This window comes from Mycobacterium sp. BK086 (assembly GCA_004362315.1).
Lineage (GTDB): Bacteria > Actinomycetota > Actinomycetes > Mycobacteriales > Mycobacteriaceae > Mycobacterium.
The window spans coordinates 252,338-272,316 of sequence record SNWL01000010.1 but is presented as its reverse complement, the minus strand read 5'-3'; the positions used below and the strand labels follow the sequence as shown (position 1 = coordinate 272,316).

Sequence of the window (19,979 nt, the reverse complement as noted above, 5' to 3'; positions counted from 1 at the left end):
CAAAATGGCACTCAGATTCCCGAAACGACACGCCCGGCAGGCTGTTACACTCCGCCCCAATGGGCAGGGGTTGGCAGTTGCTCGATCGGCCCGCGGAATTCGAGTCGATTCGCTCGACGCTAATCACCGACCGCGGCGGAGGCGTCGTGCTCGTCGGACCGGCCGGCGTGGGGAAAACGACACTGGCACGAACCGTCACCGAATCGCTACAAACCGACGTCGCGTGGGTGGGCTGCACGGAATCCTCCCGCAGCATCCCCCTCGGCGTATTCGCACACCGCATCCCACCAACGGGCTCGCGCGATCCGGTGGCGCTGATGGCCGCTGCTCGCGATGCCGTCATCACCAGCCCCGACACCGTAATCGGCGTCGACGACGCACATCTGCTTGATCAACTGTCCTCCACGCTGCTGCACCAGATCGCCGTCGAACGCGCCGGGACTATCGTCGCCACCGTGCGCAGCGGCGAACCCGTCCCTGACGCGGTCACCGCGCTCTGGAAAGACCATCACCTGCGCCGCCTGGAGCTGGCACCGCTGACCAAAGCGCAAAGCGTCGCACTAATCGAAACCGTGCTCGGCGGAACGCTGGAAGGCCTGTCCGCCGACGTCATGTGGCACACCTCGGCAGGCAACCCATTGTTCTTGCGGCACATGGTTGAAGGAGCTCTCAGTGCCGCAACACTGACTGAGGTCGACGGTGTCTGGCAGCTGCGGGGAGACGCCGGAGTGCCCTCCGGCCTGGCGGCGCTGCTCGAAGACCGTCTAGACAAGTTGTCCAGCGACGTGGTGGACACCCTCAAACTGCTCGCGCTGTGTGAACCGCTCGACGTCGATACGTTGTGTGAACTGGCCGGCGAAGATGCTGTCGACACCGCTGAGATCGCCGGACTGATCCGTGTTGTCCAAGACGGCGCCAAGCTCAACGCTCGCTTCAGCCACCCGTTATACGGCGATGTGGTGCGCCGCCGGATCGGAACGATATCGGCACGCAGGCTGCGCGGACGCATCGTCAACGTATTGCGCGAGCAATCACTGGACTCTGCGGCCAGCCGATTGCAGCTGGCCCGGCTCTCGGTCGACAGTGACGAGCCGGTGGATAGCGGGCTGCTTCTCGCGGCCACCAAGGATGCGATCTTCCTATCCAACGTGCCTCTCGGTGAACACCTCGCCCGGGCCGCTTTCGAGCGCGACGGCGGAGTGCAATCCGCCGAATTGTTGTCACGCACCTTGCTGTGGCAGGGACACCCGGTTGAAGCCGAACAGATCCTCGCCCGGTTCTCGCCGGATGACCTCGACGAATTACAGCTCGTTATGTGGGGCATCCCAAGGCTTTCCATCCTGTTCTGGTCGATGGGCGACGTCGAGCGCGCCCACCAGATGCTGAGCCTGCTGTGGGAACGCGTGGAACATCCGAGCCTGCGGCTCATCGTCGAAGCGACTAGCTCAGCGATCGCTGTGCACCAAAACCAGATAGATGATGGCATTGCCGCTGCGCAGGCGGTACTGGCGGACGAGCATGCACCCAAACAAGCCGTCGACTTCGCCGCGTTTGCCGCTGGCCTCGCCATGCCAGTCGCCGGGCGCGGCGCTGCATTCGATCCGATCGCTGCCCGCTGCCGTTCGGAGCAGAAAGCGACGGACGGCATGATCCGAGTTATGGTCCGCTACTGCGATGTTCTGGCCCTGACGTACGCCGGCGACCTCGACCTCGCAGACCAGCGTGCCGCAGACTACGAGGAATTCTCCTCCGCCGGCCAATTCCTCGCCTGGGCCATCGCCAAGATCACCACCGGATTGGTCGCGACACACCGCGGCCGCTTCCCCGAGGCCATCACCTCCATCGAGCAGGCGCTAGCGGCGCTGGCCGCCGAAGCGTCACTGCCGTGGCGGTTGCCGGCCCGGCTCCTGCTGGCGCGGGCCTATGCGGCGATCGGCAAAATCGACCAGGCCGAACGAGTGCTGGCCGACGCCAAGGAACATAGCGGGGACTACGTTGCCCTGCACGAGCCCCACCGCCTCATCGCGAAAGCCACGCTGGCAGCCGCGAAGACCGGTGAACGCCAGGGTATTGAGCTGGCCCACGAAGCTGCCGACTTGGCACGTCGGTCCGGACAATACGCAGTGGAGGCAGAGGCACTGCACCACGCAGCCCGCTTCGGCGATCTTACTGTGGCACAACGGCTGGCTGAGCTCGCCGACCAGATCGACGGCCCGGTGGCCACACTACAGGCACGGCACGCAGCGGCACTGGCCGCCGGTGACGGGCAGGGGCTCGACGTGGTCAGCATAGAGTTCGAGGCGATGGGAATGCTGCTGTCGGCGGCGGACTCAGCTGCCCAAGCCGTGCCGCTGCACGAAGGCGAGCGGGGGCGACGCAAGAAGGCCGAGTCCTCCGCGCGCGCACTGCGATTGGCGACCCAATGCGGGGGTGCGGCCACTCCGGCGATCAGGTCGGCCGCACGACCATTGCCGCTGTCCATGCGGGAACGCGAGATCGCGATGATGGTGGCTGCCGGGCTGTCCAACCGCGAGATCGCCGATCAGCTCACCGTGTCAGTTCGCACCGTCGAAGGACACATTTATCGGGCTTGCATCAAACTCGACGTTGCCGATCGCGAGGAACTGGCCAAGATCGTTCGGCCCGACATGGATCCCGAATAACGGGCTTGACCGCATCGGGATTCCCTGTGCGCTACTCAGTCGTTCGTCGGAAAAGTCGGATAGATCGAGTAGAGCATTGCGGGCGCCAACTGCCGGCTGGTCCGCACGAGCGGCGTGACAGAGAGAAGCAGTGCTGACGCCCGTCTTGACCGGTCGGGCAGGCGAAGTGACCAAATGAATCTGAACCCGTGCTCTACAACTTGGGTGTGGACAGCGATAGGTGGTGCCATTCCGGCGACATCAACGACATCGTAACGTCTTTCAGCAGTCGAACCAGCTTGCGGGAGCGAGCAACGTTCGGATGGAGCTGGCACTAAGGACGGTGGGCCCACACGGTTCGCCATCTACTCGGTCCTCCCGTAGGCGCAACGCTGAGCTGCCCCGCCTACCACCGATCCACCTACATCGCGGCTGCGCTCCATTGGGCCAAGAGCGCAGCCGATGCCCAGTCTATGATCTCCGTGTGATTGCAGACTGTTTGGGTGTGGTCACGACTGGACGTTCGCAATAGATTTGGCGGCTTTGCTCAACGAATCGGGCTGTCGGGAAAGCCACACCCCACCCGGGACGGTGGCGTTATCGACCAGCCTCAGGTCGCGCTAGGCGCGGGCTCCGGCCGAAACTACCTGGGACCATCGGTGTTGTGACCAGCATTCACGCTAATCGAGCTAGCGTAAATAGCGTATTTAGCGGTAACCTTGATGTATGGACATGACCATAACCAGCACGGAGGCCAAGAACCGGCTCAATGCCCTCTTGGCTGAAGTCGAACGCACTGGTAAGGCTGTGACGATCACGAATCACGGCCGCCCGGTCGCCAAACTGGTGCCTTTGCAGCCTGTGCCGCGGAAGTTCGGGCAACTACCAAACCTTGTGGTGCCCAACGATTTCGACGAGCCGCTGCCAGAATCGGAATTGGCTCGCTGGGAAAGCGCCGACCTGTGAACGTCCTGTTGGACACGCACACACTTCTGTGGCTGGCGAGCGCTCCGTCCGAGGTCGACACCGCCGCGTTAGCGATCATCGCCGACCCGAAGACCAGCGTATGGGTGACGGCCGCCTCGGCATGGGAAATCGCCATCAAGACGCGGCTCGGTCGCCTCGACGGCGAGGCACTCCTGTCGGCTTGGACCGACATTGTTTCTGACATGAGCACCAGCGAATTGCCCATCGAGTCGCCGGACGCGATACTGGCCGGCCGACTTCCGTGGGAGCACAAAGACCCATTCGATCGGGTGATCGTCGCCCAGGCACTGCGCCGCGATCTCACGATCGCGACCCGCGACGCAAAGATTCTCGACGCCGCGCTCGCTCCGACCTTGCGAGCGTGAGCTGTTCGCCTCCCGTTGGCTGGCCAGACGGCCAGATCGTCTCGCAGGCGTTGTCTCATCAACCTTGCGCGTCTCGGATCGTCCGGCACTCGGATGCGGCCTCCGCCCGGCGGAGGTCGCCCCGGCTCTTGAGGGTCGAAATAGCCTGAGGGGCAAGCGCGGCCGCATTACGCACTGTGACGTAATGCGTTAGATGGGGCCCATCTAACCGGTTCGCGGATTCGGTACCGGGTGCAGATCTAAACGCGGAATCCCCGCGAAATCGTGGGGATTGCAGGTGTACAGACCGAGGCCGTTCGCGATCGCACTCGCAGCGATTAGTGCGTCGTACGCCCGTGCCGCCGGCTTCCGCCCGGCGGCACGCAAAGCGGCGGCTACGCCGCCGAACGCCCGCGCGCAATCGGCGTCGAACGGCAGAATCGCGAAGTCCGCTTCGGCCTGCTGCAGGTGCTGCTGTCGCGCGCTGCGCTCGTCGCCAGACCGCGCGACGTGAGGGCCGACAGAGAGCTCCGCCAAGGTGATCGCGCTGATCACCGACTCGACCGGCAGGGTCATCGGGTCGGTGATTTCGCCCAGCAGGATCACCGTGGAGGTATCCAGCATTCCTCGCGAGTCCGACCTGTTCATAGCGACGGATCGATCAGATCGTCGATGTCACGCCGGAACTCGACGACACCGACCGGTGGCAGATGTTCGCGCCGCCGAATCAGCTCAGCAGCGCTGACGCTGGGCCGCGGAAGCGGTCGCAACTCAGCTACCGGCATACCGTCACGAGTCACTACGACGCGTTCGCCATGCTCGACCCGGCGAAGTACCTCTCCCCCGTTATTGCGGAGGTCGCGGACCGTGACTGACTCCATAACATAAGTGTATCACCGGTGATACACCCCCACAAGGGACGCACGGCTGCCTTCGCCGGCTACGTCAGGACACTATCTGACCAGCGACAGGATGGCGTGGAGGCTGTAGCAATCTGCTACACTCGTAGCAGATTGCTACACGCGGAGGTGGATCGTGACCGATACGGCAGACCGGGTTACACGCATTGCCGCAGACCTGCTCGCCAGCGCCGCGGCCGAGGGCGCCCGTCAGAGCCGGTCGGCCAAGCAGCAGCTTGACCACTGGGCGCGGGTGGGTCGCGCGGTGTCGAGTCAGCACAGTGCAGCCCGACGCAAGGTGGAGGCCGCACTCAGCGGCGCCACGCCGCTGAGTGAGTTGGGCGTCGAGGAAGGCGTCGTGTTCCATGCCGAGGTCTTGGCGGCGATCGACGAGAGTTTGGCGCGTGCCGATTACGGCGCGACGTTGGCGGCGCGCGGCATCACCACCGTCGCGCTCAATGATGACGGCGAGCTCGTCCAATACCGGCCCGACGGCACCTCCTCACCACTGCCGAGCCAGTGATGAGGTCTGCGCTCTTCGACGCTGACCGCTCGCGGTGAAGCGGCTCGACCTTGTCGTCGGTTCCAACGGGGCCGGCAAATCCACCTTCATCGAACTCACCTTGGCGTCGTTGCTGCCGGGCAGTGTCTACGTCAATGCCGACGAGATCGCTAAGCAGCGCTGGCCGCAGGATCCCGCCGGGCACTCCTACGAGGCAGCGCGGGTCGCGGCCGGCACGAGGGCACGATTGATCGAGCTCGGGGAGTCGTTCATCGCGGAGACCGTATTCTCGCACCCGTCCAAACTCGAGCTTGTCGACAGCGCACAGGGTCGGGGCTATGTGGTGGTGGTGCATGCGGTTCTCATCCCCGAAGAGCTTGCCGTGGCGCGGGTGCGACATCGGGTCGCTGCCGGTGGACATTCGGTGCCGGACATCAAGATTCGCCAGCGCTATCACCGGCTGTGGTCCTTGGTGGCCGTCGCTGCAGGTCGCGCCGATTCGGCGACCTTTTACGACAACAGCGGCATTCGGGGTCCGCGCATCGTGGCGCAGGTGTCCGGGGGGTTCGTGGTCGGCTCCCCCACCTGGCCGCGGTGGACGCCTGAGGTGCTCACCACCCGCTGGCCTGGGGCGCTGCCGGAACGGCCGTAGCCCGGGTCGCCACGGATGACGGTGGCGCCGCCTCGGAGTTCTCGAAGTTGTTTCACACCACGTTTCTCCACGTGCGGCGGTCGACGATCGCGTGCACGGAGTGTCCACTGACGCCGAACTGCGCCGCCAGCCGGCGCAGTGTCCACCCTTCGGCGCGAAGCTGCCGGATAGCGCGGACCCGGTCGGCCGTGAGTTTCGCGCGGGGATGTCCCTCCCCCACATTCGTCCGGGCTGTCGTGACCGACCGACCTGACCACAACCGGTGATAGTGCAACTGGCACAACCGATGAGCGCGGTGCGGACGGTCACACCCGTCGATGGTGCATGTGGTGTAGCGGCCTTTGGCGACCCGCTGCAGGGGGGCGTCGAGCTGCGCTCCGCGGCGCCACTGTTCGTAATGTCGCCGGCAGAGGCCGCGACAGTAGAACTCTCGGTCGCAGTCCGCAACGGTGCACACCGCCATGTGTCCAGCTTAGGACGCCTCAACGGTTACAGAGGCAGGGCGGGACGGGGCTGGTCTGCGCGGAGTCGGTTGAAGACCACCCGAGCCAACCGGCGTTTCAGCGATCGCAACGCTTGGCTGCGGGTGTCGCCGTCGTGGAGTCGTCGTTCGAAGTACACCTTGCCTGGTCCGTCCCAACGGATCTGGGTGACGGCGATGCGATGCAACGCGGTGTTGAGCTGGCGATTACCCCGCCGCGTCGGCCGTAAGCGCACATTGGCGTCACCCGACCAGTGCGGAATGGGTGCCACTCCAGCGAGACGCGCGAAGGCTGCTTCGCTTTTGAAGCGGTGCACGCCAGCGGTTTCGGCGACGATCTTGGCGGCGGTCAATTCCCCACAACCTTTCAGGGCGAGCAGACTCGGCGCCACGCCGCGGATCAGCCCGCCGATGCGCCGGGACAGCGCATCGATCGATTCGGATGCGGCGATGATGTCGGCGATTTCGTCGCGGGCCAACTCCGCGGTCAGGCCGGCATGTGGGATCAGCCAGTCCCGCATGGTTTCTCTGGCCTTCTTCCAGTGCCAGTTGGACGAATGGGTGTGCGTAGGGTCGAGTTCGTGGACCCGCGCCAGCAGTCGGTTGATCGTAGCGGTCCGGTAAAGGACGAGGTCTTCGCGCCGGTCCACCAATAGCCGTAACTCCAATGACACCGGGTCATGAAAGGCCGCCGGCAGATCGGGTTCACGCAAGACGGCGCGGGCCACCGCGAGCGCGTCGATGGGATCCGACTTGCCGGGTGTGCGCGAAGAGGCACGCGATCGGCTCATCAGGTGCGGCGGTACCCGGACGACTTTGGCGTCGGTGGCCAACAAGTCGTGTTCCAGGCGCGCTGTCAGCGGCCGGCAGTCCTCGATCCCCCACACCAGACCGCCGCCGAATCGTTGTCGCGCCCAGCGGATCGCGGCCTGATTCCCCGCGCTCGTCGTGGGGATCGTCTTCTCCCCCAGCTTGCGGCCGTTGACGTTAGCCGCGACGAGAGTATGCGTCCTCTTGTGTGCGTCAACTCCGATAACGACCTCGATCATCTCGACTCCTATGGGGCGGCGGACGTGTGACGTGTTCTCCAACAACGGGTTTGCTCTCGACCTGGTGTCGGCAGCGTCCATAATCGCCAGCCCTCGGAGCGGCACGAAACACTCCGGCCAGACACCGGGCCAAGCATCGGACCTTTGCAGGCCATCCACCCAGAGCAGCGACGCGCCAGTGCAGCGCGCCGCGTCCCGCACGCTCGGAGCGTCGACACTCCCAACGAGAGCCAACCCGCAGGCGGCACGAATTCTATGGATCAGACTGAACCGGTGAACGGGACATCCCAACCCTAACCGGCGCTGCGCCAGGCGGATTGCGCTAATTTCTCGGCCCGAAGGTCACCCGATGCACCCGGGTGGTTAGTCGCCGGGGCGTCAGCGAACCGTAGCGACGTACCCGTGTCCGGGGCGGTGGCCGGGCCGCCGCTGCCCGTGGCGGGTGGCTGGCGATCCACCCCGCTGAGCCGCCGGACGGCATTCACGGGCGGGCGTCGCGATCGGGTGATCCGATCACCGGGTGAACGACTGTCCCGACCGGTCGTGAGGCCGGGAGCGCCGACACGAGCGGTGATTAGTTGCCGGTCAGGGACCTCATCGCGTTGGATGCTGTCATCAGCTGGTGTGCTTAGCCGAACAGGGAAGGCGGAGGTGGTGGCAGTGGAGGCCGGCGCCGGGCGGGGTGGTCGCAAGGACTTCCCGTGTTGAGTGCCGGGTCGATGGTCGGCGGTTACCGCATCGAGAAGCTGCTCGGCTCGGGCGGCATGGGTGCGGTCTATCTGGCGGCGAACCCGACTCTGCCGCGCCATGACGCCCTGAAGGTGCTCTCCGCGGAGCTCTCCCGCGACCGCGATTTCCGGGCCCGGTTCATCCGCGAGGCGGAGGTCGCCTCGGCGTTGGATCACCCGAACATCGTCGCGGTCTATAACCGGGGCGAGACCGAGGACGGCCAGCTGTGGATCGCCATGCAATACGTCGAGGGCACCGACGCCGACGACGCGCTGCGCACCGGAACGATGACTCCCCAGCGTGCCGTCCACATCATCGGTGAGGTCGCCAAGGCTCTCGACCATGCGCACGCCCGCAATGTGGTGCACCGCGACGTCAAGCCGGCTAACTTTCTGCTCTCTGGCCAGGCCAGCCCGGCGGAGCGGGTGTTGTTGGGCGACTTCGGGATTGCCCGGGCGCTCGACGACGTGAGCTTGACGGTGACCGGCTCGGTGATGGCCACGGTGGCCTACGCCGCCCCGGAGGTGCTGTCGGGCATGCCGTTCGACGGCCGCGCCGATGTGTATTCGTTGGGCTGCACGCTGTTTCGGTTGTTGACTGGCAAGACCCCGTTCTCCTCCGCGAACGGGATGGCGGCGATGATGATGGCCCACCTGCAGTCCCCACCGCCGCGGGTCACTGACTTCGTCCCGTCCCTGCCCGCCGCGTTGGACATGGTGATCGCCACGGCGATGGCCAAAAGCCCGGCGGATCGGTTTGCGTCGGCGGGTGCACTGGGCGCGGCCGCTGCCAGCGCGTTGCACGACTCCCCCGGTCTGACCGCGATGCCGTTCTCGGCTGTTCCCAGCGGCGAGGTGGTCTCCTACCCCGACTTTGTTCCCACTGCCGCCGGCCCGTGGTGGCAGCCCAGCGGACCCCGCACGATGATGGCGGGACCGTCGTCGGCGCCACCGCCCAGCGCTGCGCCCCCGCGTCGGCGCCGACGGGGGCTGGTCGCCGCCGCAGTGTCGGGGGTGGTCGTGCTGGTGGTGGCGGCGGTTGCCGTGGTGGCGTGGCCCACCGACGCCGGCTCGGTGGGGGCGGGCCCCCCGGTGACGACATCGGGGCCGTCACCGTCACCCTCGGCGGCCGGAGGTTTTGCCACCGATGTGTCGGGATCGCAGCTCCGGTCGATCCTGTTGACTCCCAACGAAATTCCGGGTGGCCTGACGTTGGAGTCGGACGGCAGCGATTTCCTCACCGATGCGGGCACGGTGGCGCCCACCGACTGTCTGGGCTCCTGGGCCCCAGCGCAACAGGGCACCTATGCCGGGAGTGGTGCGACCGCGGTGGCGGTGCAGTCGCTGCGGGCAATGAACTCCACAACCTCGCAAGACGGTGTCGTGCAGTCGGTGGTCGCGTTCTCCGACGGCCAGAAGGCCGGGCTGTTCTTGGTCGCTCAGCGCGGCCAGTGGGGGGTGTGCGGGACTCAGGCGGTGATCGTGACGCCACCGGGAGCGCCGGCCCAGACCTGGACCTTAGCTCCCTCGGTGACCAGCAACGGAGTGGTAACCGTCGCAGCCACCCTGGCCGGTGGTGGCACCTCGTGTCAGCGGGGCATGCAGGTGCGTGGCAACGTGATCATTGATGTCCGGCAATGCCACTCCGCCGGCGGCAACGACGTTGTTGCGTTGGTGACCGCGATGGCCGCCAAGGTGCCGCGCCAGTAACACCTACCGGGTCCACGGTTCGCTACGATAGCGTGGGTTGGTAACTCTTGTGGGCGCTGATGGGGGTTTGCCGAGGTGCGGGTGGCATCAAGATTATTTGCCGGGCCAGCGATGTCGCTGTTGGCCGCCGCCGCGCTGGTGGCCTGCAGCAGCGGTGGCCAACCGGTATCCCAGCAAACCGGTGCGCCGACGAGCGCCACAGCCGCCCCGGCCACGACTGTCGCCGCTCCCCCACCGCCGCCACCCAGCGACGAGGACCAGATTAAGGAGACCGTCCTGGCCTACCAGGATGCCTACAACACCCAAAATTGGGACGCCTATGCCGACCTGCTGTGCACCGCGATGCGCCAGAAGTTCACCGGCGTGGTGATGGAGATGCTGAAGAAGACCCGCCACGACAACGGGCTGACGCAGGTCAAATCCATCACCCCGAAGGTCACCGGCGATACCGCCGTGGTCACTATGGACGCTGAGAACGAGACCATGGGCACCTCGACCGTCCAGTTGCCGCTTAAGCGGGAGGACGGCTGGAAGATCTGCGTGACCCGTTGATAGCAGGTGCGGCGATCGGCCCTTGGGGTACCGGCCGCCGGTGGTGGTGCGCCGCCGCCTCGGTGACGCTGATCGCGACAAGCCTCGCCGGCTGCAGCGTTACCACCGCCGGGCAGCACGCCACCGCGCCGGCGGGCTCGACTTCGGCTGCGGCGGCAGTCAATCCGGCCCAGCTGAACACCGGAGGCTACCCCACGGCGGCACTGCCGCCGATGGCGTCGGCGAATTCCGAGCAGATCGGTCGCCTCGTCGAAGGTCGTCGAATGGCCGCCGCCGTCGCCGGACCGTGGCAGGCCGACGCGACCCTGATCGCGGCCGGTCCGGAACCTGCGACGGTGGTGCAGAACGATAAGGACATGGGTCGTGTGAGCTGGCCGCAGATCACCGCGCTCGGCACCCACGGGCTCCCGTTCGTGGTGGGTTTCGTGTCTGACCGGCACACCCCCGCACCCAACGACCAGACCTCGCTGCGTAACGCCGTGCTGCGGTTCGCCGATCCCAACGCGGCGACGGCTGCGGCCCAGGGAATGGTGACCGCGTCGCTGCACATGCCCCGGATCCCCAGCGCGACACCGATTGTGACCGAGCCCGAGCGGGCCGTTCCCATCCCGGGGCACCCCGAGGCGGCAGCGACAGAACTGACCTACCTTGACGGTGCGGCCAGGGTGCAGGAGCTGGTCGCCATCACCTCGCGCGGACCGTTTGTCTTATTGCAGTCGGCTCGCGCCGTCGAGGGACCTGACCGCGCCGCTCAGCTCGTCTCCGGGACACTGGATCGTCAGTTGCCGTTGATCGACGCCTTCACCCCGACCGACCCCGGCCAGTTCGCCGCCCTGCCGCTGGATCCCACCGGGCTGGTCGCCCGCACGCTGCCATCGCCGCCCGACCGGGCCACCTCGACCACCGGTGCGGCTTACCCGCGCGACGGGGCCCTGCACTTCGAAGACAATCCGGTGCAGGCCGGCCCGCTCCTCGCCGATGCCGGGGTGGATTACGTGTCCATCAACCTCGACACCCTCTATCAGGCCCGCGACGCCGCTGCGGCCCAGCAGTTGACCAAGGCCTACGGCGACCTCGTCGCCGCCACCCCGTCGGCGCAAGCCACCGCACCGGTAGCGGGCCTACCTAACAGCCGGTGCATCCGGGCCTCGCAGCTGGGCGGCGTGATCTCGCGCTACTGGTGTGTGGCCGCCGTCGACCGATTCATGATCAAAACCGTTGCCCGCCAACTGGATCAAGCTCAGCAACAGTTGGCGGCTCAATATCGCATCCTGGCTGGGTGAGACGGACGGCTAGCCAGACACTGGTAGTCGGCGCTGAAGGAACTGCCGGTCATAGGCTTCCCAAGACGTGGGTTCGATTCCCGGCATCGGCTCCACCCATGCCCTGATGCGGGTTGGTGGTCGGCCATCGGCGATCGTGTCGGCTCGATGCCAGACTCCCGGAATGCTCGCGCCAAATTCATCTGCGCCGTTGAACGCTCCTGCCGGCGAAATGAGTCTGAGCGGCGCGGTCAGCCTGGCGTGCCCTCGTACGAACCAGGCCGCGATCGCGCCGTTCACTTCCGTGAGGGCCGCGCATTGAACCTCGGACCGGCGTCACGGTTGTTCGAAGGCCATAAGATCTCAGATCAGTGCAGTTCGACTTCCATGCGTTCAGCGAGCGCCGCGATACTGGTCCCGAACGTCTCGAGCACCCGTATGCCGGCCTCTCCCACATTATCGATTTCAAAGGTACCTAGTTCGGTGTACACCCGGCTCACACACCGCAGTCCCGTCAACGGGTAGCTGCACTGTGGAACCAATTTGGGTCTGCCGTCTTTTGTGAACAACGTCATCATCACAAAGACGCGCTTCGCACCGATGGCCAAGTCCATCGCTCCACCGACTGCGGGAATCGAATCGGCCGCGCCGGTATGCCAGTTCGCCAGGTCGCCACGCTCGCTGACCTGGAACGCGCCCAGCACACAGACGTCGAGGTGACCGCCGCGCATCATGGCAAAGGAATCGCCGTGGTGAAAGTACGACGCGCCAGGGGTTTCGGTGACCGGGATCTTGCCCGCGTTGGTCAAGTCGGGATCGATGGCCTCGCCGAACGCTTCGCCGCCCATGCCGAGCATGCCGTTCTCAGTGTGCAGCACCACCCCGGCGGCCGGGTCGAGGTAGTCGGCCACCGCGGTCGGCTGCCCGATACCCAGATTGACGTAGGACCCCGCCGGGATGTCTCGGGCAACCCCTGCCGCGATTTCCCGCAGGTTCAGCGGGCCACGGTCGAGATGCTCGAGAGTCGATGACGCGCCCAGCGTGTCGGTCATGATCCCTCCCTGTGGGTAGCGGTCAGTGTGGACAGGTCCAGCACGCGGTCGACGAAGATGCCTGGCGTCACCACCGTTTCCGGGTCAATGTCCCCGGTGTCGACGACGCTGGAGACCTCGGCGATGGTCAGCGATGCGGCGGTCGCCATCACAGGACCGAAGTTCCGTGCCGTCTTGCGATACAACAAGTTTCCGGCGCGGTCCCCGATGTGCGCGCCGATGAGCGCGACGTCACCGCGGATCGGGAACTCGAGCACGTAGTCGCGGCCATCGATGGTCCGTGTCTCCTTACCTTGAGCCAGTGGGGTGCCTACCCCTGTCGGGCAGAAGAAGGCGCCGATGCCGGCCCCGGCCGCCCGGATACGTTCAGCCAGGTTGCCTTGTGGCACCACTTCAAGGTCGATCTTGCCCGCCCGATAGAGCGCGTCGAAGACATACGAATCTGATTGTCGCGGAAACGAACAGATCACTTTGATGACCCTCCCCGCGGCCAGCAGAGCGGCCAGGCCGGTGTCAGCATTACCCGCGTTGTTGCTGACGATGGTGAGTTCGGACGCGCCCTGTTCGATGAGCGCGTCAATGAGCGTGGTCGGCATGCCTGCCATGCCGAAGCCGCCGACGAGAATGGTGGAACCGTCCTTTATCCCGTCGACTGCATCTTTAGCAGCTGTACAGACGATGGTTCTGCTCACCGCACACTCCGCCCGTTGTCGTACTCGACGTTCATCGCACTGCCTCGAACACCGCGGCCAATCCTTGGCCACCGCCGATGCACATGGTCTCCAAGACGAAGCGCGCGTCTCGGCGGCGGGCTTCGTACGCGGCGGTGGCGAGGATGCGGGCTCCGGTGGCAGCGACTGGGTGGCCCAGTGAGATTCCCGAGCCATTGGGATTCAGCCGCTCGTCGAGCGCGTCGATCTTCCATTCGGCCAGTACGGCAAGCACTTGAGCCGCGAACGCCTCGTTGAGTTCGATGACGTCGATGTCGTCCAGGGCGAGTTCGGCACGGTTCAGCGCTGTCGCGGTGGCGGCCACGGGTCCGATGCCCATCACTTCGGGGCGGCAGCCCGTGACAGCCCATGATCGCAGCGCGAGAAGTGGTGTCAGGCCACTCTTTTCGGCATGTACGCGAGTGGTGACGACACAGAGCGCGGCGCCGTCGTTCTGACCGGAGGCATTGCCCGCGGTGACGGTTGAGTGAGGATCAACCTTCAGCCGGACCGGACGAAGGGTGTTCAGCTTGTCGATGGTTATATCGGCGCGTGGGTGTTCGTCACGGTCTACCACCGCGTCTGGAGCTCCCCGCTTGCCTGGGATCGTGACAGCGACGATTTCGCTGGAAAAGCGGCCTGCATCGTGGGCAGCCACCGCTCGTTGATGCGATCGTAAGGCCAGTTCATCCTGGTCATCACGACTGATACGGTATTCGCGGCGCAGATTCTCAGCGGTCTCGATCATCCCGCCTTCGACGGGATGGGCTGAGCCTCCGGCAGTTTCGCGTGCCCGGTCCAGACGGTCAACCAAGGTGACGGAACCCTGCCGGATCCCCGTGCGCAGGCCGAGTGCGTAGTGCTCGACGTTCGACATCGATTCAGCACCACCTGCCACGACCACGCGGGCAGCGCCGGTGGCGACCTGTCCCGCGGCATAGAGAACGGCCTGCAGACCAGAGCCGCAGCGGCGGTCGATCTGCAGTCCCGGTACGCCCACACCCAACCCGGCGTCGAGCGCCGCGACCCGGCCAATAGCAGGTGCCTCCCCGTTGGCGTAGCCGTTGCCGAGAATGACGTCGTCGACGTCCCCCTCGCTCAGGCCCGTCCGCGCAACGAGCGCCCGCAGCGCCACGCTGGCTAGGTCCGTGGCTGTCAACGTCGCGAGCACTCCGCCCATCCTGCCGACCGGCGTGCGCAGCGGGTCACAGATAACGATGTCCTGAGCGTGGTCTCGATGTGTCACGACACCCGATACCTTTGACGGCCTGCGGTGCCATGGATTCCGCCGGTCAGGGAGTCCGCCCAGCGCGTCATGATGTTGATCATCACCGCGGCGATCACGAAGAATGCCGACATGATCAGCAGGCCGCTGTTCGTGGATCCTGTTGCGTCCTTGAGGAGTCCCACCACGTACGGGCCGGCCAGACCGCTCAAGCTGGCCAGGCCGTTGACCATCGCGAGCGCCACCGCGGCCAGACCGCCGGCGAATACCTGTGCCTGCATGGACTGGAAGGTAGACAATGATCCGAAGAATCCCGCGGCGGCAAGGCTGATGCCGATCAGGGCGCCGACACCGCTGCCGGTCGTCGCCGCGAAGGCCAGACCAATACCGCCGGCGAACTGCATCGCGGTGAGGTGCCATCGCCGGTCACCGCTGCGACCGACGGTCTTGGGAACCACCAGCATCACGACCGCGGCGAATGCCCATGGGATTGCCGAGATGAACCCCGCGCCCGACGGTCCGACGTCGAACCGCTCCCCGACGATGGTCGGCAGGAAGTAGGTGAGCGACCAGTAGCCGATGGTCATGCAGAAGTAAAGAACGACGAACAGCCAAACCGCCGGACGTTTAAGCGCCGCCACCAATTGCCGAACCTCGTGAGCTTTGGCGCTGTCGTCTTGCACGACGTGTTCAGACAGGTAGGCCTTTTCGGCCACATCGAGCCATGGAGCGTCCTTTGGCGTGCTAGGCAGCCGGAACCAGATGAAGATGCCGAGGAGGATCGCCGGCACGCCCTCGATCAGGAACACCCAGCGCCAGCCCGCCAGTCCGAAGGTGCCGTCGAGAACGAGCAGGCTCGCAGTCAACACCGACCCAACCGCCAATGCGACAGGTACTGCGAGGTTCACCATCGAATACGCCTTGGTCAACAGGCGAGGCGGGCACCAGATGGCAAGGAACAGAAGAGCGCCCGGAGAAAATCCGGCCTCGGCGATGCCGAGCATGGTGCGGCAAATGTAGAAAGTGACGTCGTTCTGGACCAGTGCCATGAGCATCGTGACAACGCCCCAGGACACCATGATTCGGGCAATCCACCGCCGGGCACCGAATTTCGCCAGCGCCATGTTGGACGGGATCTCGAAGAAGCAGTATCCGACGTAGAAAAATCCTGCGGCCAAACCGAACGTCGCGGCGGTCAGGCCAAGGTCGTGGGACATGGGTTTCGCAAGGACGCCAAGGTTCGCGCGGTCAATGTAGGAAATGAACATTCCCAGCATGACGATTGGGGTGATCCTCAGCAGAATCTTGCGGTAGATCCCAACCTCGATGTCGGGCATCAATACTGCAGTGCCATCTGTCATCGCTTTGTCCATCCGTGAGGTCTTCTGCGAAAGCTGTTCCTTCGCAACGCTGTTCTGTGTGTCCGTCGGATTCGAGGGAATCATCGATCATCGGTCCTTGCGGTAATACTCGAGTTTCTTCGGGTCGATCGCGATGCCTAGGCCCGGCTCAGGTCGGACGGTCATCAGCCCGTCAGCGATCTCGAGGGGCTCGGTGAGCAGGTCGTCTGCCATGTCGAGGTAATTGGATAGTTCCGCAGCTTGTTTGGCAGTAGTCCGTTGGGAGGCACCGAATGCCAACGAGCAGGCGGTGCCGATCTGGCCGTCGATCTGGTTTCCGATGGCAGTCTCGACGCCGAGCCCTTCGGCCAGATGTGCCACTCGTAGCGAGTCGGAGAAGCCGGTACGTGCGGTCTTGATGCTGATCGCGGTAGCGGCTCCAGAGAGCAATTCCCGGGTGACATCTGCTGGGGTGGTTGCGCTTTCGTCGGCCACGAACGGGATGGGTGACTGTTGGACGAGCCAGCGTCGACCTATCACGTCGTCGGCCGGACAGAGTTCTTCGACCCGGGACAGGTTGACATCCGCAAGTTCGCGGAGGGCGCGAGCGGCTTGCGATGCCGACCATCCGCGGTTGCCGTCGAGATACATCTCCGCCTCGTTGCCCAGTGCTTCGCGGATCGCCCGGCATACTGCGATGTCTCGGTCAATGGGCACTCGGCCGACCTTGACCTTGAAAGACATGATCCCGAACTCGTCGCGCATGCGGAGGGCTTCTTCTGCCATCGCCGCCGGGTCGTCGAATCCGAGCATGTGGCTGACCCGGAGGTGATTGGTGTATCCGCCCAGAAGTTGGTGCACCGGCTGGCCAATCGTCTTGCCCCACGCATCCCACATGGCCATATCGATGGCGGATTTAGCGGTGGGGTTACCGACGGTCCTAGCCAGCTTGGCTCGCACTCGTTCGCGGGCGAGCACGGACTCTCCCACAACGGCCGGGGCGAAGAGACTGTTGATGACCCCGACGATGGACACCTGGGTTTCGCCGTAGGTGTACGGGCGCGGCGGGGCTTCGGCGAAACCGACTATTCCGTCATTGGTTTCGACTTCGACAAGCACGTTGTCCGCGACGTCGATGGAACCGCTCGCGAAGTGCAGCGGCTTGCGATACGGGATGGCGAATGGGATGGCCCGGACAGCGACGATCTGCATGTGTATGAGGTCCCTTAATCGAGATAAGTCTGGATAATCTGGCTGTCGTCTGCTTCGAGAAGCCCGAGCTCAACGGCGCGCAGATATTGCCGTCGTGCAGCCTTGAGCAGTGGAACCCGGGCGCCATAGGCATCGGCTTCCTCTTCGACGAGTCCGTTGTCCTTCACGAGAATCGCCAGGCGGGTCAGTACTTCGGGGGTGGCGCCGAACCGCGCCATCCGCGGGCCGCGATCATCGAAGAACCAGGACGAACCTGATCCCCCACTGATCACGTCGACGACGGTGGCGGGGTCAAGGTCAAGGTGGGCAGCCAGCGCGATCGCCTCGGCCGCAACGGCGAGGTGCACTGAGCTGCACAGTTGGTTGACGACTTTCATCGCCTGCCCATCGCCTGGGCGCTCACCAACCACCTTGACCACACCCAGTGGCGCTAAAACTGTGGCAATCGAATCGATTCGATCTTGTGGCGCACCGGCCAGGAACCGCAGAGTCCCATTCGTCGCGCCCGGGACGCCGCCGGTCACCGGTGCGTCGATGACCGCGGCACCGGCTGCACTGAGCAGTTCGTCGGCTTCACGCGCCGTTCGCCGCCCGACGGTGGACGAGATCACCCAGGTCTCACCAGTCACCACGCGTTGCGCAACCGCAGCCTTGGCGGCATCGAGTAGCTGCTGCCCCGTCGCGACCAGGACGATGACGACGTCGCAACGCGGGACCTCACCGATGTCGGCGAATGCGGGAATTCCACTACCGGCCGCCAGCCCGCGGGCGTCCGGGATTGGGTCGACCGCGGTGACGGCGTGTCCGTCCTTGACGAGGCGGCGAGCCATCGCCGCGCCCATGGCACCGAAACCCACCACCGTGACAGTCATCGTCGGCAGAGGATTGGATCGATCAGCCAAGTCGGTCACTCCTTCGCTCGGGCGCGATGTGGCTCACACCCGTTGCTAAGAGCTAACGACGCTTTCTTTTAACTGTCCAACACGAAATCAGGAATTGTTAATATCGTGGCCGTATGAATCAGGAGTGGGCAACGCCCATTCGCTGACTTCGAGCACGCGCGCAAGGGCCGGCGACGTGTTGTCCGACCGCCAGGCGATCGCGGCGTACAGACGGGCCGGGCCTGTCCCACGGATCGGCTTGTAGACGATCCCCACGCTTTGTGCCGGCCGGACCGAACTGAGCGTGATGGTCACGCCCGCCCCGGCAGCGACCAGAGCGAGCACAGTCGCCGAGTCGGGCGCGACCTGCACAATCTTGGGCGGGAAGCCGGCACTTAGGCACATTCCGTACATGGTGGCGCGCAGCATCGACCGCGCACCTTCGGGCAGGCTGACGAAGCCATCATCGGCAAGTTCCTCGAGGCGGACATCATCTTGTCCCGCCATCCGATGATCCTCAGGCAGAGCACACAGCACGTCTTCGACCTCGACGACGCGATAGCTCAATTCGGGGTTTGTGACGGGCACCCGGACGAAGGCCAGATCGAGGTCGCCCGAAGTCAACTCGTCGAAGGCGGTGTACACGTAGGTCTGAGACTGCAGGACCAACTCCACACCGGGATAGGTCCGCCGGACCGCGTTGGCCAGCATCGGAACCGCTCGCTGACTCGAAGCGCCAGCGAAGCCGATCCGCACCACACCCTCCCCGCCCGAACTGATCGCTCTTGCCATCTCGCTCACCGCGAGCACCTGCCCAAGTGCACGCCGCGCAGGAGTCAGCAGCCGGGTTCCGGCGTCGGTCAGATTTACGCTGCGTGTGCTGCGCTCAAAGAGTTGAAGATGCAATTCCCGCTCGAGTTGGCTGATCCTGTTACTCAGTGGTGGCTGCGCCATGTGCAGGCGGGCGGCCGCCCGACCGAAATGCAGCTCCTCGGCCACCGCCACAAAGGCCTGGAGATCGCGAAGATCCATGGACGTCACCTACATATTTATTGTTTACGTATCAGTATGAATGTGATTGGTATTGGAATCATAAGACTCAGCGGGGCAGCATGTCATCTAGGCCACGTCAACCGGCCACTGTGAGTCAGGAAGGAAAAGCACCCGTGAAGCTGCGCTTGCATCATGTGAATGTCGTGTCGGACAACATGGAGGAACTCCACGAGTTCTACCGGACTGCGCTGGGTATGGAAGCGGATCCGTTGCCACCCATGGTCGAGCATCTCGGTCACCAGAACGACCGGCACGGAGGGGACGACGACAAATGGCGTTCCAATGTCGCGTTTTTCAACGCCCGCGGTGACGAGGACGTCGACCTGCAGATCCACGCCGGGCGCCGACAGGCCTTCCTCGGACCACGCATGGGCCACACCATCAATCCCCTGCTGACCGGCCACTACGCGTTCCGCACCGACGATCTGGATGAAGTGCGCAAGCATTTGCAGGAGCAGGGAATCCCGTTCGCCGACTACGGCGAGTGGGCGGTCAAGGATTGGGACCAGATCTTCCTGACCGATCCGGCCGGCAATGTCATCGAGATCCACCAGGTCATGACCCCGGATCACTGACGACTGTGACGGCACGGTGGAAGCGCCGACCCCAGGGATCCAATTGGGGTGAATTCGGCCCAGATGACACCCTCGGTCGACTCAACATGATCCGACCACAACAGGTGCTGCGAGGAATCGCCG

19 protein-coding genes are annotated in these 19,979 nt (G+C 64.9%); 9 read left to right on the top strand and 10 right to left on the bottom strand.

Features of this window, described 5'->3' with window-relative positions:
• Positions 1–59: 59 nt before the first annotated feature.
• From EV580_RS33130 to EV580_RS33120, 3 genes are all read left to right on the top strand, one after another.
• The gene (locus tag EV580_RS33130; protein WP_108055400.1) at positions 60–2,663 is read left to right on the top strand and encodes a LuxR C-terminal-related transcriptional regulator; all 2,604 of its coding nucleotides are present in this window, start codon (positions 60–62) and stop codon (positions 2,661–2,663) included.
• A 705-nt stretch (positions 2,664–3,368) separates the two neighbouring features.
• Positions 3,369–3,608, top strand: coding sequence for a type II toxin-antitoxin system Phd/YefM family antitoxin (locus tag EV580_RS33125; RefSeq protein WP_108055401.1), 240 nt, complete (start codon positions 3,369–3,371; stop codon positions 3,606–3,608).
• A complete protein-coding gene (locus EV580_RS33120) occupies positions 3,605–3,994 on the top strand; it encodes a type II toxin-antitoxin system VapC family toxin (protein ID WP_133697105.1) in 390 nt (129 codons plus the stop codon). Before EV580_RS33125 ends, EV580_RS33120 begins: the two co-directional genes overlap by 4 nt.
• Positions 3,995–4,198: 204 nt before the next feature.
• Here the strand turns inward: EV580_RS33120 and EV580_RS33115 are convergent, their stop codons facing one another.
• Positions 4,199–4,579, bottom strand: a complete 381-nt coding sequence (locus tag EV580_RS33115) for a type II toxin-antitoxin system VapC family toxin (RefSeq protein WP_286171982.1) — start codon at positions 4,577–4,579, stop codon at positions 4,199–4,201.
• 38 nt (positions 4,580–4,617) lie between these two features.
• Entirely contained in the window at positions 4,618–4,854 is a 237-nt protein-coding gene (locus EV580_RS33110) for a type II toxin-antitoxin system Phd/YefM family antitoxin (protein WP_108055404.1), read from the bottom strand.
• Between the two features lie 154 nt (positions 4,855–5,008).
• Between EV580_RS33110 and EV580_RS33105 the strand changes: the two genes are divergently transcribed.
• Both EV580_RS33105 and EV580_RS33100 read left to right on the top strand, forming a co-directional pair.
• Positions 5,009–5,395, top strand: a complete 387-nt coding sequence (locus EV580_RS33105; RefSeq protein WP_132165391.1) for a TA system antitoxin ParD family protein — start codon at positions 5,009–5,011, stop codon at positions 5,393–5,395.
• A gap of 34 nt (positions 5,396–5,429) precedes the next feature.
• A complete protein-coding gene (locus EV580_RS33100; RefSeq protein ID WP_133697103.1) occupies positions 5,430–6,026 on the top strand; it encodes an ATPase in 597 nt (198 codons plus the stop codon).
• Positions 6,027–6,515: 489 nt separating this feature from the next.
• Here EV580_RS33100 and EV580_RS33095 read toward each other — a convergent pair whose 3' ends face one another.
• A complete protein-coding gene (locus tag EV580_RS33095) occupies positions 6,516–7,556 on the bottom strand; it encodes an IS110 family RNA-guided transposase (RefSeq protein ID WP_133697101.1) in 1,041 nt (346 codons plus the stop codon).
• A 719-nt stretch (positions 7,557–8,275) separates the two neighbouring features.
• On the opposite strand from EV580_RS33095, the gene EV580_RS33090 reads away from it, so the two are divergent.
• The 3 genes from EV580_RS33090 to EV580_RS33080 all read left to right on the top strand — a co-directional run bounded on the left by EV580_RS33090 (position 8,276) and on the right by EV580_RS33080 (position 11,829).
• The gene (locus tag EV580_RS33090; protein WP_133697195.1) at positions 8,276–9,994 is read left to right on the top strand and encodes a serine/threonine-protein kinase PknH/PknJ; all 1,719 of its coding nucleotides are present in this window, start codon (positions 8,276–8,278) and stop codon (positions 9,992–9,994) included.
• 111 nt (positions 9,995–10,105) lie between these two features.
• A complete protein-coding gene (locus EV580_RS33085) occupies positions 10,106–10,546 on the top strand; it encodes an Rv0361 family membrane protein (RefSeq protein ID WP_133697099.1) in 441 nt (146 codons plus the stop codon).
• The gene (locus EV580_RS33080; protein WP_133697097.1) at positions 10,543–11,829 is read left to right on the top strand and encodes a DUF7373 family lipoprotein; all 1,287 of its coding nucleotides are present in this window, start codon (positions 10,543–10,545) and stop codon (positions 11,827–11,829) included. The genes EV580_RS33085 and EV580_RS33080 overlap by 4 nt, the downstream gene beginning before the upstream one ends.
• Before the next feature lie 347 nt (positions 11,830–12,176).
• Here EV580_RS33080 and EV580_RS33075 read toward each other — a convergent pair whose 3' ends face one another.
• The 7 genes from EV580_RS33075 to EV580_RS33045 all read right to left on the bottom strand — a co-directional run bounded on the left by EV580_RS33075 (position 12,177) and on the right by EV580_RS33045 (position 19,260).
• The gene (locus EV580_RS33075; RefSeq protein WP_133697096.1) at positions 12,177–12,860 is read right to left on the bottom strand and encodes a CoA-transferase; all 684 of its coding nucleotides are present in this window, start codon (positions 12,858–12,860) and stop codon (positions 12,177–12,179) included.
• Positions 12,857–13,552 carry a 3-oxoacid CoA-transferase subunit A gene (locus tag EV580_RS33070; protein WP_133697094.1) on the bottom strand — a complete coding sequence of 232 codons (696 nt, stop codon included), beginning with the start codon at positions 13,550–13,552 and terminating at the stop codon, positions 12,857–12,859. The genes EV580_RS33075 and EV580_RS33070 overlap by 4 nt, the downstream gene beginning before the upstream one ends.
• Before the next feature lie 31 nt (positions 13,553–13,583).
• On the bottom strand, positions 13,584–14,816 hold the full coding sequence (locus EV580_RS33065; protein ID WP_286171981.1) for an acetyl-CoA C-acetyltransferase: 1,233 nt from the start codon (positions 14,814–14,816) through the stop codon (positions 13,584–13,586).
• On the bottom strand, positions 14,813–16,156 hold the full coding sequence (locus EV580_RS33060) for an MFS transporter (protein ID WP_108055527.1): 1,344 nt from the start codon (positions 16,154–16,156) through the stop codon (positions 14,813–14,815). Before EV580_RS33060 ends, EV580_RS33065 begins: the two co-directional genes overlap by 4 nt.
• Before the next feature lie 87 nt (positions 16,157–16,243).
• Complete coding sequence (locus EV580_RS33055; RefSeq protein ID WP_108055413.1) at positions 16,244–17,347, bottom strand: mandelate racemase/muconate lactonizing enzyme family protein; 1,104 nt, start codon at positions 17,345–17,347, stop codon at positions 16,244–16,246.
• Between the two features lie 14 nt (positions 17,348–17,361).
• Positions 17,362–18,219: an NAD(P)-dependent oxidoreductase gene (locus EV580_RS33050; RefSeq protein WP_108055414.1), complete on the bottom strand. Its 858-nt coding sequence runs from the start codon at positions 18,217–18,219 to the stop codon at positions 17,362–17,364.
• Positions 18,220–18,336: 117 nt separating this feature from the next.
• Complete coding sequence (locus EV580_RS33045) at positions 18,337–19,260, bottom strand: LysR substrate-binding domain-containing protein (protein WP_108055415.1); 924 nt, start codon at positions 19,258–19,260, stop codon at positions 18,337–18,339.
• A gap of 134 nt (positions 19,261–19,394) precedes the next feature.
• Here EV580_RS33045 and EV580_RS33040 point away from each other — a divergent pair, with 134 nt between their 5' ends.
• A complete protein-coding gene (locus tag EV580_RS33040; protein WP_108055416.1) occupies positions 19,395–19,856 on the top strand; it encodes a VOC family protein in 462 nt (153 codons plus the stop codon).
• Positions 19,857–19,979 lie beyond the last annotated feature (123 nt).